Origin of the sequence: Sphingopyxis sp. LC363 (assembly GCF_000756385.1) — a bacterium.
Classification (GTDB): Bacteria; Pseudomonadota; Alphaproteobacteria; order Sphingomonadales; family Sphingomonadaceae; genus Sphingopyxis.
On the sequence record NZ_JNFC01000019.1, the window covers coordinates 47,500 to 61,131 of the forward strand.

The 13,632-nt window shown below is 66.7% G+C and carries 12 protein-coding genes; 7 read left to right on the top strand and 5 right to left on the bottom strand.

Going from position 1 to position 13,632, the window contains the following annotated elements; all coding sequences use genetic code 11:
* Window positions 1-37 precede the first annotated feature (37 nt).
* The 5 genes from FG95_RS08725 to FG95_RS08745 all read left to right on the top strand — a co-directional run bounded on the left by FG95_RS08725 (window position 38) and on the right by FG95_RS08745 (window position 5,087).
* Entirely contained in the window at window positions 38-1,195 is a 1,158-nt protein-coding gene (locus FG95_RS08725; protein ID WP_037555334.1) for a glycosyltransferase family 4 protein, read from the top strand.
* A gap of 7 nt (window positions 1,196-1,202) precedes the next feature.
* On the top strand, window positions 1,203-2,522 hold the full coding sequence (locus FG95_RS08730) for a replication-associated recombination protein A (protein ID WP_037555335.1): 1,320 nt from the start codon (window positions 1,203-1,205) through the stop codon (window positions 2,520-2,522).
* Window positions 2,523-2,609: 87 nt separating this feature from the next.
* Window positions 2,610-3,356: a hypothetical protein gene (locus tag FG95_RS08735; protein ID WP_037555336.1), complete on the top strand. Its 747-nt coding sequence runs from the start codon at window positions 2,610-2,612 to the stop codon at window positions 3,354-3,356.
* Between the two features lie 14 nt (window positions 3,357-3,370).
* Window positions 3,371-3,724: an MmcQ/YjbR family DNA-binding protein gene (locus FG95_RS08740; RefSeq protein ID WP_037555337.1), complete on the top strand. Its 354-nt coding sequence runs from the start codon at window positions 3,371-3,373 to the stop codon at window positions 3,722-3,724.
* Window positions 3,725-3,728: 4 nt separating this feature from the next.
* Window positions 3,729-5,087: a serine hydrolase domain-containing protein gene (locus tag FG95_RS08745; RefSeq protein WP_037555338.1), complete on the top strand. Its 1,359-nt coding sequence runs from the start codon at window positions 3,729-3,731 to the stop codon at window positions 5,085-5,087.
* Between the two features lie 6 nt (window positions 5,088-5,093).
* On the opposite strand, the gene FG95_RS08750 is transcribed toward FG95_RS08745, so the two are convergent.
* Window positions 5,094-5,510, bottom strand: a complete 417-nt coding sequence (locus FG95_RS08750; RefSeq protein ID WP_037555340.1) for a GFA family protein — start codon at window positions 5,508-5,510, stop codon at window positions 5,094-5,096.
* A 149-nt stretch (window positions 5,511-5,659) separates the two neighbouring features.
* On the opposite strand from FG95_RS08750, the gene FG95_RS08755 reads away from it, so the two are divergent.
* Window positions 5,660-6,730 carry a glycosyltransferase family 2 protein gene (locus FG95_RS08755; RefSeq protein ID WP_235211508.1) on the top strand — a complete coding sequence of 357 codons (1,071 nt, stop codon included), beginning with the start codon at window positions 5,660-5,662 and terminating at the stop codon, window positions 6,728-6,730.
* An 11-nt stretch (window positions 6,731-6,741) separates the two neighbouring features.
* Window positions 6,742-8,400 carry a glycosyltransferase family 39 protein gene (locus FG95_RS08760; RefSeq protein ID WP_161786542.1) on the top strand — a complete coding sequence of 553 codons (1,659 nt, stop codon included), beginning with the start codon at window positions 6,742-6,744 and terminating at the stop codon, window positions 8,398-8,400.
* A 406-nt stretch (window positions 8,401-8,806) separates the two neighbouring features.
* Here the strand turns inward: FG95_RS08760 and FG95_RS08765 are convergent, their stop codons facing one another.
* The 4 genes from FG95_RS08765 to FG95_RS08780 all read right to left on the bottom strand — a co-directional run bounded on the left by FG95_RS08765 (window position 8,807) and on the right by FG95_RS08780 (window position 13,470).
* Window positions 8,807-9,652 (bottom strand): hypothetical protein, encoded by an 846-nt coding sequence (locus tag FG95_RS08765; protein ID WP_037555343.1) that lies wholly within the window; start codon window positions 9,650-9,652, stop codon window positions 8,807-8,809.
* Window positions 9,645-10,292: an O-methyltransferase gene (locus FG95_RS08770; RefSeq protein ID WP_081933075.1), complete on the bottom strand. Its 648-nt coding sequence runs from the start codon at window positions 10,290-10,292 to the stop codon at window positions 9,645-9,647. Before FG95_RS08770 ends, FG95_RS08765 begins: the two co-directional genes overlap by 8 nt.
* An 83-nt stretch (window positions 10,293-10,375) precedes the next feature.
* Window positions 10,376-12,673 (bottom strand): phosphoenolpyruvate--protein phosphotransferase, encoded by a 2,298-nt coding sequence (gene ptsP / locus FG95_RS08775; protein ID WP_037555344.1) that lies wholly within the window; start codon window positions 12,671-12,673, stop codon window positions 10,376-10,378.
* A gap of 86 nt (window positions 12,674-12,759) precedes the next feature.
* Window positions 12,760-13,470: a hypothetical protein gene (locus FG95_RS08780; RefSeq protein ID WP_052182230.1), complete on the bottom strand. Its 711-nt coding sequence runs from the start codon at window positions 13,468-13,470 to the stop codon at window positions 12,760-12,762.
* Window positions 13,471-13,632 lie beyond the last annotated feature (162 nt).

The following is a 13,632-nucleotide window of genomic DNA, read 5'->3' on the forward strand; positions in this document are numbered from 1 at the left end:
ATTGCCTTTGGACAGCGGAGGGATTAGGCGAAGCCCGATGGAAGTTTCCGATCTTCGCATCGCCCTGTTCAGCGGCAATTACAATATGACCACCGACGGTGCGAACAAGGCGCTCAATCGCCTGGTCGGCTTTCTGCTGGCGCATGGTGCGGCGGTGCGCGTCTATTCGCCGACCGTTGCCGACCCCGATTTCGCGCCGACCGGCGACCTCGTCAGTGTGCCGTCGATGGCGATTCCAGGGCGCAGCGAATATCGCATTCCGCTGAGCTTTTCGCCGCGCGTTCGCCAAGACATCACCGCATTCGCGCCCAATATCGTCCATATTTCCAGCCCCGACCGCGTGTCGCGGCAGGCGGCGGCGTGGGCGCGGCGACGGCGGCTACCGGTCGCCTGCTCGGTGCACACGCGCTTCGAGACCTATTTCCGCTATTACAACCTGTCGTTCCTCGAACCCGTCGTCGTCGCCTGGCTGCGCAAGCTCTACCGCAAGTGCGACGCGCTGATCGCACCCTCCGAAAGCTTTGCGCAGGTGCTGCGCGACCAGCGGATGAATTACGACATCGGCATCTGGACGCGCGGGGTCGAGCAGGGGGTCTTCAATCCCGGCCGGCGGGACATGGCGTGGCGCCGGTCGCTCGGTATTGGCGACGATGTGCCCGCGATCGCCTTTCTCGGCCGGCTCGTGATGGAAAAGGGGCTCGACGTCTTCGCCGACGCCATCGACGTGCTCCAGCGGCGCGGCGTGCCCCACAAGGTCGTCGTGATCGGCGAAGGGCCGGCGCGCGAATGGTTTGAATCGCGGCTGCCCGACGCCAGTTTCGTCGGCTTTCAGGGCGGCGCGGATCTCGCCCACGCGTTGGCATCGTGCGACATCTTCTTCAATCCGTCGGTCACCGAAACCTTCGGCAATGTGACCCTTGAAGCCATGGCGTGTGGGCTGCCGGTCGTGGCCGCCCGCGCCACCGGCAGCGCAAGCATCGTCAAGCATGGACAGACGGGCTATCTCGTCGCCCCCGGGTCGATCACCGGCTTTGCCGACCATCTCCAACATTATTGCCGCGACACCGCGCTCCGCGCCGAACATGGCGCGGCGGCGGTACTCGAAAGCGGTGCCTATCAATGGGATGCGATCAATCAGGCGGTCGCCGATACCTATATCCGCCTGATCCGTCAGAAACAGCGGCGCGGGGGCTGAGCGTCCGATGGCCGGGGATCTGTTCGGCGAGCGCGCACCCGACCAGCGCGATAGCGGCGCGACCGGTCCCGCGCCGCTCGCCGAGCGGCTGCGCCCGCGCACGCTCGCCGATGTCGTCGGGCAGGAGCATCTGACCGGTCCCGAGGGTGCGATCGGCCGCATGGTCGCCGCCGGGCAATTGTCGTCGATCATCCTCTGGGGCCCGCCGGGGACGGGCAAGACGACAATCGCGCGGCTGCTCGCCGAGGCGGTCGGCATGCGCTTCGCGCCCTTGTCGGCGGTCTTCTCGGGCGTCGCCGACCTCAGGCAAGCCTTCGCCGATGCCGAAAAGATGGCGGCCGCCGGCAAGCGCACCCTGCTCTTCGTCGACGAGATTCACCGGTTCAATCGCGCCCAGCAGGACGGCTTTCTGCCCTATGTCGAGCGCGGCACCGTGGTGCTCGTCGGCGCGACGACCGAGAATCCCAGCTTTGCATTGAACGCCGCGCTGCTCAGCCGCGCGCAGGTGCTCGTGCTGAACCGGCTCGGCGAGGGCGCGCTCGGCACATTGATCGAGCGCGCCGAGGCCGAAATCGGCCAGCGCTTGCCGGTGACCGACGCGGCGCGCGCCGCGCTGATCGCGAGCGCCGACGGCGACGGGCGCTTCCTGCTCAACCAGGTTGAAACTCTGTTTTCGGTGACGATCGAAGAACCGCTCGATCCGGCCGAGCTCGCGCAGTTCCTTCACCGCCGGATGCCGGTCTACGACAAGGACCGCGACGGCCACTACAATCTGATCTCGGCGCTCCATAAGGCACTGCGCGGATCGGACCCGCAGGCGGCGCTCTACTGGCTCGCGCGAATGCTCGTCGCGGGCGAGGAGCCGCTCTACGTCCTCCGGCGACTCACCCGCTTCGCGAGCGAGGATATCGGCCTCGCCGATCCGCAGGCTTTGGTGCAATGCCTCGCCGCGAAGGACGCCTATCAGTTCCTCGGTTCGCCCGAGGGCGAGCTCGCGATCGTGCAGGCCTGCCTCTATCTCGCCACCGCGCCGAAATCGAACGCGGCCTATGCGGCGCAGAAGGCCGCGTGGGCGGCGGCGCGCGAAACCGGCAGCCTCGCGCCCCCCGCGAACATTCTCAACGCCCCGACCAAGTTGATGAAAGATCTGGGTTATGGCGCGGGCTATAGTTACGACCATGACGCGCCCGACGGCTTTTCGGGCGACAATTACTGGCCCGACGAAATGGCGCCCGCGGACTTCTATCGCCCCGTCGATCGCGGCTTCGAAAAGCGCATCGCCGAGCGCCTCGCCTGGTGGGACGAGCGGCGCCGCGCGAAGGACTGAGGCTGGGGGCTTTCCGAGCCTTGCTCCGTATGACGCGAGGGTTTAATTTTCGCCGCGTCGGGTCGCGCCGGAACTGGGGTAGTCATCATGGCATTGGCGCTTGTCCTTGCCGCTGCAGCGACACCGATCCTGTCCTGTCCAGGCGGCACCGTCGAAACCATCTGCACCGCGGCGGAGGTGACCGCGAAGATCGCGGTGACGCGCGCGCGCCTCGCCAGTATCGCGCAGCGGTGCCTCTATGACTTCGGCGGCAAATGCAGCGTCGAGGCGAGCGGGCGGATCAACACCGCGGACCGCAGCGCGACCTTGTTATGGCAAAAAATGTTGCTCGCCCCGCGCGACGGCGCCCAAACGCGGATGCTCGTGCTCGTTGCACAGGACAAGGCGGGCAAGCCGACGCTCGCGGGTTTCGCTGAAAGCTCGGGATCGATCGGGGCGCCCGATCTGGTCGTCGATAACGACCAACGCCGGCTCGTTCATGTCGGCGGCGCGCTGGCGGGGAGCGGGGGCGGCAATGCCGATGCGCTCTTCATGAGCGATGCCGCCGCGCCCAAATGGCGGCGCGTCGATCTGTCCGACTGGTCCGAACAGGGTGGCAAGCTGCTGCCGACCGGCTATTGGCTGCGCGGCCCGGCCGCGTTCGCATTCGCCGAGATGGCCGCGTCGGCCCCGGTCGCGCGCGACGGCGACGGCAATTGCTGCCCGCGCGGCGGCAACGCCATGTTCGACCTCGACATTCAGGACGACCGGCTGGTGTTGACGCGCCTGCGCTTCCAGCCCATGCAGCCTCTGGGGCGCGACATAGAGGTCACCGCCGGGACATTGGAAGACTGAGTCACGCTGGCGAGATGGCTTTGAAATTCGGCAGCTGGGAGGATGTGGTCGCGTTCGCGTGCGCGCTTCCCGATGTCGAGATGCTTTCCTTTTATGGCACCCCCTGTCCCAAGCTTAACGGCAAGGCGCTCGCTTCGCCCGGGCGCGAGCCCGGCAGCTTTGCGGTCATGTGCAAGCCCGACGAAAAGGAAATCCTGCTTGAAACCGATCCCGACACCTTCTGGCAGACCCCGCATTATGAAGGGTGGCACGCGCTGCTCGTCCGTTTCGGATCGGACGACCCCGAACGCGTCGCCGATGTCCTGCGCCGTGCCTGGTGGGATCGCGCGAAAAAGGCGCAGCGGCAGGCCTTCGGCGATCGTCCCTGACCTGTTGCGCCTGTTCGGGGCTGCGCTCCTTGCGGGTGCGGCGCCCGCGGCGGCGCAGGCGCCGAAGCCCGACGCCGAACTCCATCGCGCCTGGGCGGCGGGCTATCGCGCCGCCTTCACCTGCTCGTCGCTGTGGAACGGTGCGGGAAAGTCGCTCGCGGCGATCGAGCGCGACGAGCTCACCAACATCTATCCCGAGATCGAAGCCGATGTCCGCGCGCTCAAGGCCGATGTCGACCCGCGCGCCAAACGGGTGAGCGTTACTTATCGCGACGACATGCCGCCGCGCATCGCCGAATGGCGCGGGCGCGAAGGCTGCGTCACCTTGCCGATCGGCGCGTCGGCACCGACGTCGGCGAAGGGCCGCGTGGCGGCGCGCCCGAACCTTGACGATCGGCCTTGGCCCATGGGCGACAGCGACAGCCGCGTCGTGGGGAAGTCCGCGGGTCTTCAGCCTTTCGTCGAGGTTCTCACCCATCGTGGAGACTTCGGCGGCCGCACCAGTTCGTTGATGATCGTCAAGCGCGGGCGGATCATGGTCGAATGGTATCAGCCCGGGCATGATCTGCACACCGCGCAGCGCACTTTCTCGGTCGCCAAGTCGATGGCCGCGACGCTGATCGGCCATGCGGTGCTCAAGGGGCGGATCGACGTGACGAAGCCTGCCATGATCGCCGAATGGAAATCCCCCGGCGACCCGCGCGCCGCGATCACCACCGAACAGCTGATGCGCATGGCGAGCGGCCTCACCAGCGACACCGCGGGCAATCGTACCGACGCCATCTATATGGGCGGCGCATCGGTGCGCCAGTGGACGACGCAATGGCCGCTGCTCAATCCGCCGAATGCGCGTTATCGCTATGCCAACAACGATACGTTGCTCGCGACGCTGTCGCTGAAGGCTGCGCTCGAAAAGGCGGAGACGCCGCTCGATCCCGCCGCCTTCTTCGACCGGCTCGGCATGACGCGCACCTTCGCCGAGCATGACAAGGACGGTAATTATATCCTGTCGAGCCAGGTCTGGACCAGCGCGCGCGACCTCGCGCGGCTCGGCCTTCTCTATCAGAATGACGGAGTGTGGCAGGGCGAACGCCTCCTTCCCGAAGGCTGGCGGCGCTTCGTCACGACACCCAGCGGACCGCAGCCCGACCGGGATTTCGGATATGGCGCGGGCTTCTGGCTGTTCGATAAATCGGACGGCATCCCCGCCGACGCTTTCGGCGCTTTCGGCAATCGCGGCCAATATCTGGTCGTCATTCCGTCGCGCCAGCTCGTTATCGTCCGCCAGGGCTATGACGACGGCAAGACCCGGCTCGACATCGCGAAGCTCGTCGCGGCGGTTGTCGCTGCCGACCCCCGATGACGCGCGCTATTCGAAGGGCGGATAGCGTTCGAACGCCGGCAGGTCGCTGAGCTTCTCCATCCAGCCGATGCGCTCGGCGGTCTGGATCTGCGCCTGTGCCGGGATCCGGTCGGGATCGTCGAGCGTCGCGCTTTGCACGTCGATCTGGCCGGGAAAGATCGACTCGTTGGTATAGAATAGCCCGGTGCCGCAATTGCCGCAGAAATGACGGCGGCCATGCTCCGACGAAGCATAGACTTTCGCCGTGCCGCTGATCTCGATCTCGTCGTTGCCGACGAGCGCCCAGCCGACGAGCGGAGCGCCCGAATGACGGCGGCAATCGCTGCAATGACACAGAGCATGGTGCTGCACCGCGGTGCTCATCGAATAGCGGATCTGGCCGCAATGGCATTGGCCGCTGACACGGGGGGCTTCGTCGTTCATCGCTCTCTCCCTTATAGAGTCGATGGGGAACATATCATAAACATAGCCGCCTCGGCAATGATGTGAGAGGTAAGCATTATCGGGATATTAACCACAGGCGCCTAGGCCGCAGAGACACGGATTTGGGGAATTTCCATGGATCAGGGCGGATGGGGAAAATCGGCTGCGGGACGATCGGCGTCGATGGCGACCCTGCGGAGGGTTGCACGATGAAGCTCGTCATCCAGATTCCCTGTCTGAACGAGGCCGAAGACCTCCCCGCGACGCTCGCGGCCTTGCCCCGCAAGATCGACGGTATCGACGCGATCGAAATCCTCGTCATCGACGACGGCAGCACCGACAATACGGCACAGGTCGCGCGCATGTGGGGCGTGCACCATGTCGTACGCCACCGCACCAACCGCGGTCTCGCCGCCGCATTCCGCTCGGGCATCGATGCCGCGCTCGCGGCGGGCGCCGACATCATCGTCAACACCGACGCCGACGGTCAATATGTCGGAGAGGATATCGCCCGGATCGTCGCGCCGATCCTCGACGGCCGCGCCGACATCGTCGTCGGCGACCGCGGCGCCGCCGACAATGCGCATTTCGGCCCGGTCAAGCGCCGGCTGCAGGAACTGGGCAGCCGGGTGGTCCAGCGCCTCGCCAATGTGCAGATTTCGGACGCCGTCAGCGGCTTTCGCGCGATCAGCCGCGAGGCGGCGCAGCGCATCAACATCACGACCGAGTTCAGCTATACGACCGACATGCTGATCCAGGCCGGCCGCAAGCGGCTGTCGATCCTGAGCGTGCCGATCCGTACCAACGCCACGCTGCGCCCGTCGCGTCTGTTCAAATCGATCCCGCGCTTCATCGTCAACACGGGCATCACGATGGCGCGCGCCTACACGACCTACAACCCGCTGCGCGCCTTCGTCGGCCTCGGGTTGGCCATCGCTTTCGTCGGCGTCGTGCCGATCGTCCGTTTCCTGATCTTTTTCCTGCAGGGCGGCGGCGACGGGCACATCCAGTCGCTGGTGATCGGCGGGGCGCTGCTGGTGCTTGGCGCGATGGTCGCGGTGATGGGCCTGCTCGCCGACCTGATCGCCGCGAACCGCAAGCTGATCGAAGCCGGCCTCGTCCGCCTGCACAAGATCGAGGCGCATCTGGATATGGCGACCGGCAGCGCTGCCGATCCGGTTTCCGGCGAGGTGAGAACCAAGCGTCGGGCCGAACGCTGAACATGGCATCGGTGGCCGATCGGCGAGGTTTCGCGGCGAGACTGCCGCGCCCGACCGCCGCGCAGCTATTATGCGCGATGCTGGCCTTCGTGCTGCTGCTCCAAGTCGAGCTCGTGTTTTCCAAAAGCGTGAACTGGGACGAATTTTTCCATTTCAGCCAGATTCACCAGCATCTGCTCGGGCGTCCGGCGCCATGGCTGCAGGCGCCCTTTGTCGCGCTGTTTTTCTGGGTGCCCGCGCTGCCCGGCGACAATATCGACCATATCCAGCTTATCCGCCTTCTGATTCTTCCGTTCGAAATCGTCACGATCGCGATGATCGCGGGAATGGTGCGCCGTTTCGCCGACCGCGAAACGGCGCTGCTTTGCGGTCTGATATATGCGACCGGTGGCTATGTGTTCTTGCACGCCTTCGCGCTGCGCGCCGACATGATCGCGGCGGCGCTGCTGATGACGGCGCTGTGGCTGATCCTTTGCCGTCCGCTGCGTGGTGGCAACATCGCCTTGATCCTTTTGCTTGTCGGATTGGCCTTCGTTTCGACAATCAAGGCGGTGCTTTATGCGCCCGCCTTTCTGGGCGTCCTGCTGTTCCGGCTGGAGCGGCCGGGCCATCGCCGGGCACTGGCGAGCGCAGCCATTCTGGTCTTGCTGGCAGGCTTGGCGCTGCTCTGGCTGGCCCCGCATCTGCCGGCGAGCGGGCCGGTCGGCGCGTTGCGCGACATCGGCGATCTGGGTCGCGCTTCGATCGACCGCATGTTTTCGGGCGGCGTCTTTCCCCAAGGGGTCTGGCTCGCGCTGCAGATCGTTTTCGCCCCGCTGCTGTCGGCCGCAATCTTCGCGGCGATCCTTCATGCCTGCTGGCCGGGGCGCGAGCCGATGGAGCGCATCCTCTTTCTCTCGCTCCTCGCGCCGCTGGCGACGGTGGCGATCTATCGCAACGCCTTTCCCTATCATTTCGCCTTCATCCTGCCCCCCGCCGCGGTCGCCATCGCGCCGGTGGTGGGCTGGCTTCGGCGGCGCTACGGGGTGGTCGCGGTTTCGTTCCTTCCGCTCGCCGGCGCGCTATTGTTGTCCTTGGGTCAGGACCGCGAGGTGCTGTCCAGCCAGCGGGCGATCCAGACCGGCATCCAGACGATATTTCCCGTGCCCGTCGCCTACATCGATAACAGTGGGATGGCGGGAAACTTTCCGCGTGCGGTCAATCACTTCGCCAGCGGATGGGGGCTGGATAATTACTATAGAGCGGGCGAACCGATTTACAGCGAGGCTTTGGCGGCTGAGCCGGTCCCGATGCTTCTGGCCAATAATGTGGTGCTGCGGAGCCTTTTTCACGACACGCTTTCCGGCGGCCGTCTTCTGCCCGCAGACGACGAGATCCTGCGCGAGAATTATATTCCACATTGGGGACGGGTGTTCGTTGCCGGAAAGGCCATCGCGAGGGGTGAACGGCCGCTTGCGATCGCGATCGCTGTTCCCGGACGCTATACGGTCGAGGGCGGGGGCATCGCCATCGATGGGGAATATTATCCCGCCGGAAGCGTGGTCACGCTAGCGAGAGGTATGCACAGCGTCGCGGGGAGCCGCGGCGTCGACGTGACGCTGCGTTGGGGCGATCATCTGGCCCGGCCGGCCTTTGCCTGGCCGAGCGGGCGCAGCTTTACGGAGTATTGAAGGGATCATGGACCAGCAGGGTGAAGCACCGAGCCATGTCGGTGTGGCGAAGTGCCGGAAAGGCGTCGCATGACGTCGCCGGCGATCAAGACGCCCGACCTCCGCGTCGGAAAACTTCCCGACGCCGGCTCGCTTTTCTGGCCGATGGCGGGGATCGTGCTGGCCCGGCACTTACACGGTGCGCGATGCGAGCATCACGATCGGCGACCGCGCGTTCGCGCCCGGGCAGTTGGTCCGTCTCGATCGCGGCGACTATCGGGCGTCGACCGCCGGAGCCTCGGGTGCGCGGCTGATCTGGGGCAAGAATATCGAGGTCCCGGCGCAGCCCGACGAGGGCGGGCCGCTGTTCATGCTGTTCTGCACCACGTCGCGGTCGCGGTATTGCTGCGGTCGTCGACGAACCCAGTCAGGGCTGGGCGCGGCGGCGCAGGGTGGCGAGGCCGTATCCGAGGTCGCCGGCGATCGACGATGCACGAAGCGCCAGCGTTGCCGCCATCAACCCCGCCGCGGGCAATCCCGGTCCGGCAAGCGCCAGCAAGGCAGCTTCGCGAACGCCGATGCCGCCCGGCGCGACCGGTACGACAAAGCCCGCGAGCCAGGCGAGCAGGAACAAGGCAGCAAAGTGGGTCAGGCTGGCGCCGGCGGGCAAAACGGTGGCGCCGATCAGCATCGCGGCCAGCGCAAAGGCGCCGAACGCTACGATCTGCAACGCGAGTGCAGTCAGCAGCGCGCGCCTTGCCGCCAGCGAGGCAGCGACGACGACGCCGGCCGCGGCGAGCGCGCCGAGCGGTTGACGACCGAACAGCAGGCAGACGGCGGCGACCGACATGCTGCTGACGACATGCAGGCCGACCTCGATCAGGGCCGACTTGGCGAGCAGCTTGTGCTCGATTCCGCTCTTCGCGCCTTCGATCTGGCGGCTCACATATTGGAACACCGATCCCGGCAGATATTTCATCAGCACGCCGCGGGCGTAGATGCGCGCCATGTCGCGCGGCGGATGGACCCGTTCGGGGGCGACCAGCGCCGTCCACGCGCGCGCCAGCGCGCGGTCGGCGGCGGCGAAAAGCAAGGGCGCGCCGATCATCGCGCCCGCGAGGCCCCACGAGGCGTGCGATTGAAGCGTCGACCATTCGAGCCGCCACAGCCGCTCGCCGATGAAGGCGATGCTGGTTGCAAGTGCTGCGCCGCCGACCCATCGCCCGATCCGTTCGAACGACGGCCGGCGCCGCGCAGCGGTCGCATCAGCCATAGAGGATGCTTGTGAAATCGGGATAGGGAACGCAATAGGAACGGCCGAAATAGCGACGCTCCCTGAGCCCGCAGTTTTCGATCCCGCTGCGATAGCGGCTGCGGCCGCTATCATCGAGCAAGATGATGCCGCCGGGCGCCAGATGCGGGATGGCCCGCGCCAGACATTCGGTACGGCGGCGTCCATCGACGACGATCAGGTCGAACGGACCGTCTGCCGCTTCGATCGCGCCGATATACGCCTCGCCATCGAGTTCGCGATGGTGCAGCTCGATGTTCGGATAGCGCGCGACCTCTTTGGTCAGGCGCTGGTGCCATTCGGCATGGTGCTCGACCGAGGTGACGCTCGCGGCGTGGCGAGCGAGCCAGATGGTGCTGGCGCCCGCGCCATATTCAAAAACCCGCGCCTTGGGACGAGACTGGAGAAATTCGGCGACCTCGCGCGTCGCGGCGACGTTCCACCACGGCAGGCCCAGTGCGATCATGCGCTCGATATCGTGGATCGCGAGTAGCGAAGCCGACCAGCGCAACCAGCCATATTCATCGCTTTGGCGTGCGTTTGCGGCAAGCCTTTCCATCGGGCCGAGGTCCGCAATCTTGTGCATGACCCCCGAGTAGGACCGTTTGACCAACTGCATCATCTTCTCCAGCCTCCCGAACGGGTGCAAGAGTGTATTAACCAAAACATCCCTGTCGAAAGGTTAATTTTGGTGCTGAAGCGCGATCAATCGCCCAGATCGACCTGATGCCGCTGGGCCCATTCCCGATACTGGCCACGCGGGTCGGCGGCGGGCTGGGCGAGGATCGCCGGCATGTCGGCGCGCAGCGCGCCGAGGTCGAGCGAGCGGATCATCGCCTTCACCGGACCGACGCCGGCCGGCGTGATCGACAGCCGCTCGATGCCGGCGCCGAGCAGCGCCATCGCTTCGAGGGGCCGTCCGCCCATTTCGCCGCACACGCCCAGCGCGACCTTCGATCCGGCCACGGTGCGGACGACGCGGGCGAGGTAGCGCATCACGACAGGGGAGAGCCAGTCGTACCGCTCGGCGAGCCGCGGGTGCGCGCGGTCGGCGGCGAAGAGGAACTGGGTGAGGTCGTTGGTGCCGACCGACAGGAAATCGAGGTGCGGCAGCATCAGGTCGAGCGTTTCGAGAAGGCCCGGCACCTCGAGCATCGCGCCATAGCGGATCGCCACCGGCAGCTTCTTGTTGTGGCTCGCGAGCCACGCGCGCTGGCTGACGAAGAGGTTGCGCGCCGCTTCATATTCCCATGGTTCGGACACCATCGGAAACATGACGTGGAGCGTGCGGCCGGCGGCGGCCTCCATCAGCGCGCGCGCCTGCACCTTGAGCAGCCCCTCGCGTTCGAGCGCCAGCCGCAGCGCGCGCCAGCCCATCGCCGGATTTTCCTCCTGCGCGCTGCCATCGACATTCATATAGGGCAGCGCCTTGTCGCCGCCGATGTCGACGGTGCGGAAGATCACCGGCCGGTCGCCCGCCGCGTCGAGAACGTCGCGGTAGAGCCGCTGCTGACGATCGCGCGACGGCAGCGTCGCCGACACGAGGAACTGGAATTCGGTGCGGAACAGCCCGATGCCGCGCGCGCCGGTCAGGTCGAGCGCGGCGACGTCTTCGCGCAGCCCCGCGTTGATCATCAGCTCGATCGGAACGCCGTCCTTGGTGACCGCGGGCAGGTCGCGCAGCGACGCGAGGTTGGCGCGGCGTTTCTGCGAAATCTCGAGCTTGGCATCGAACGCGTCCTGCACCGCCTGTGTCGGGCGGACGTGCAGCTGGCCCGCGGTGGCGTCGAGCAGCAGCAGATCGCCTTCGCGGATCGACGCCCGCACATCGTTGACGCGGCCGATCACGGGCACCCCCATCGCACGCGCGACGATGATGACGTGGGCGGTGAGCGATCCTTCCTCGAGCACCACGCCTTTCAGGCGGCGGCGATCATATTCGAGCAGTTCGGCGGGGCCGAGGTTGCGCGCGATCAGGATCGAATCCTGTCTGAGGCCCATCTGCGCCGCGGTGCCCATCTGCCCCGACACGATGCGGATCAGCCGGTTCGACAGATCCTCGAGGTCGTGCATGCGGTCGCGCAGCAGCGGATCGTCGATCTGGCGCATCCGCATCCGGGTGCGCTGCTGGACGCGTTCGATCGCCGCTTCGGCGGTCAGCCCGCTGTCGATCGCTTCGTTGATCCGGCGCGACCAGCCCTCGTCATAGGCGAACATCTTGTAGGTCTCGATGACCTCCTCATGTTCGCCGCCGACGCCGAAGTCGGCCGAACTCGCCATGCGGTCGATCTGCTCGCGCATCTTGTCGAACGCGGCATAGACGCGGTGGCGCTCGGCCTCGGTATCGTCGGCGACCGTATGCTCGATGGTGATGCGCGGCTGGTGGAACACCGCGACCCCGGCGCCCATGCCGTCGACCAGCTTCTGCCCGTTCAGCCGCTGCGCCGACTGATCGGCGGCGGCGGCGTCGGTGCGCGCGGCGGTGTCGACCAGGTCGGCGTTGGCGATCAGTTCGGACAGCACCATGGCGACGGTCTGCAACGTCTCGATCTCGATATCGTCGTAACGCCTCGGGTCGGCATGCTGGACGCACAGCACGCCGACGGCGCGCTCGCGGCGGATGATCGGCACGCCGGCAAAGCTGTGGAACAACTCCTCGCCCGTTTCGGGGCGATAGGAAAAGTCGGGGTGCGCCGCCGCTTCGTCGAGGTTCAGCGTCTCGATCTGGTCGGCGATCGTGCCGACCAGCCCTTCGCCGAGGCCGAGCCGGGTGACGTGCACCGCCTCCTGCTTCAGCCCGCGCGTCGCATAAAGTTCGAGCGTGCCGTCGCGCAGCAGATAGATCGAACAGACCTCGCTATCGAGGCATTCGCCGATGATGCCGACGACCTGATTGAGCTTGCCCTGGGCATTGACGCGCGACGCCATGACCTCGTGCAGCCGGGTCAATATGGTGCGCGCGGACTGGGCGGCCGACGAGGGCGGGGGCGGGGCGTTGGTCATCGCAATCCTGCTAACAGAAGGATGCGGCGCGCGCCAATACCCCGCGCGCGATTGTCCGCGCTATTCCTGAATGCTCCGCAATTCCCTCAGGGATTTCCGGTCGGGCTGGCCGGGGCCGTCGTCGGCGCGACCGGCGTGGTGCCGGTCGTGATCGCCGGGCCGATCGGCGTCGCCGGCATCGGCGTCGTCATCACCGCCGGCGGCGGCGCATATTTCGCGTCCCAGGCGATCACGTCGGCCTGATACTGTGCATAGGCCTCGTAAAATTGCTTGAACGGCTCGTCGAGCCGCGCGAGGTGCGCGGGCGACTGCTCGACGAGCTGGTCGGTCGGGGTCGTCGAGACGATCTGCGCGATCTCGTTGGCGCGCGCACAGAAAGCGCGCTGCGCGGGCGGCTGCGCAAAATAGTTGAACAGCTGCGTCGACAGGCGGTCGCGCGGCGCGATGCCGTTATTCTTGTTTTCCTTGCCGAGGTCCTTGATCACCGATTTCTCGGTCGACTTGATCACCTTGCCGTGCGTCTTGATGATATCGTTATAGGCCGAAACCAGCGTCGATTCCTCGACGCCGCGGCACCCGATGGCGGCGACGTTCAGCCCGATCTTGAGCTGCCAGAAGGCGCGGTCGCCGGTGACGCCGCTGTTCGCGGTGACGAAACCTCCGTCGATCCCGCGGCCGGGAAGAATCTGCGTCAGCGACGCATTGCCCGGCGGCAGCGGCCGCGGCGGGATGGTGACGTCGACCGGCGGCGGCGGGGGTGGCCGGTGCCTCGGGCGAAAATCCGCTTTCCCCCCCACCCCCCCCTTCCCCCCCCCCCGGGGGGTTCCACTTCGCCCCGGGGTGGGCTTTGGGGGCGGGGGGGGGGGGGGGGGGCCGCGGGGCGGGGGGGGCGGTGCGCGGGGGGGGGGGGGGCGGGGGGGGGGGTGCGGCCGCGGCCGCCAGTGGCGGGGCGGCCGGGG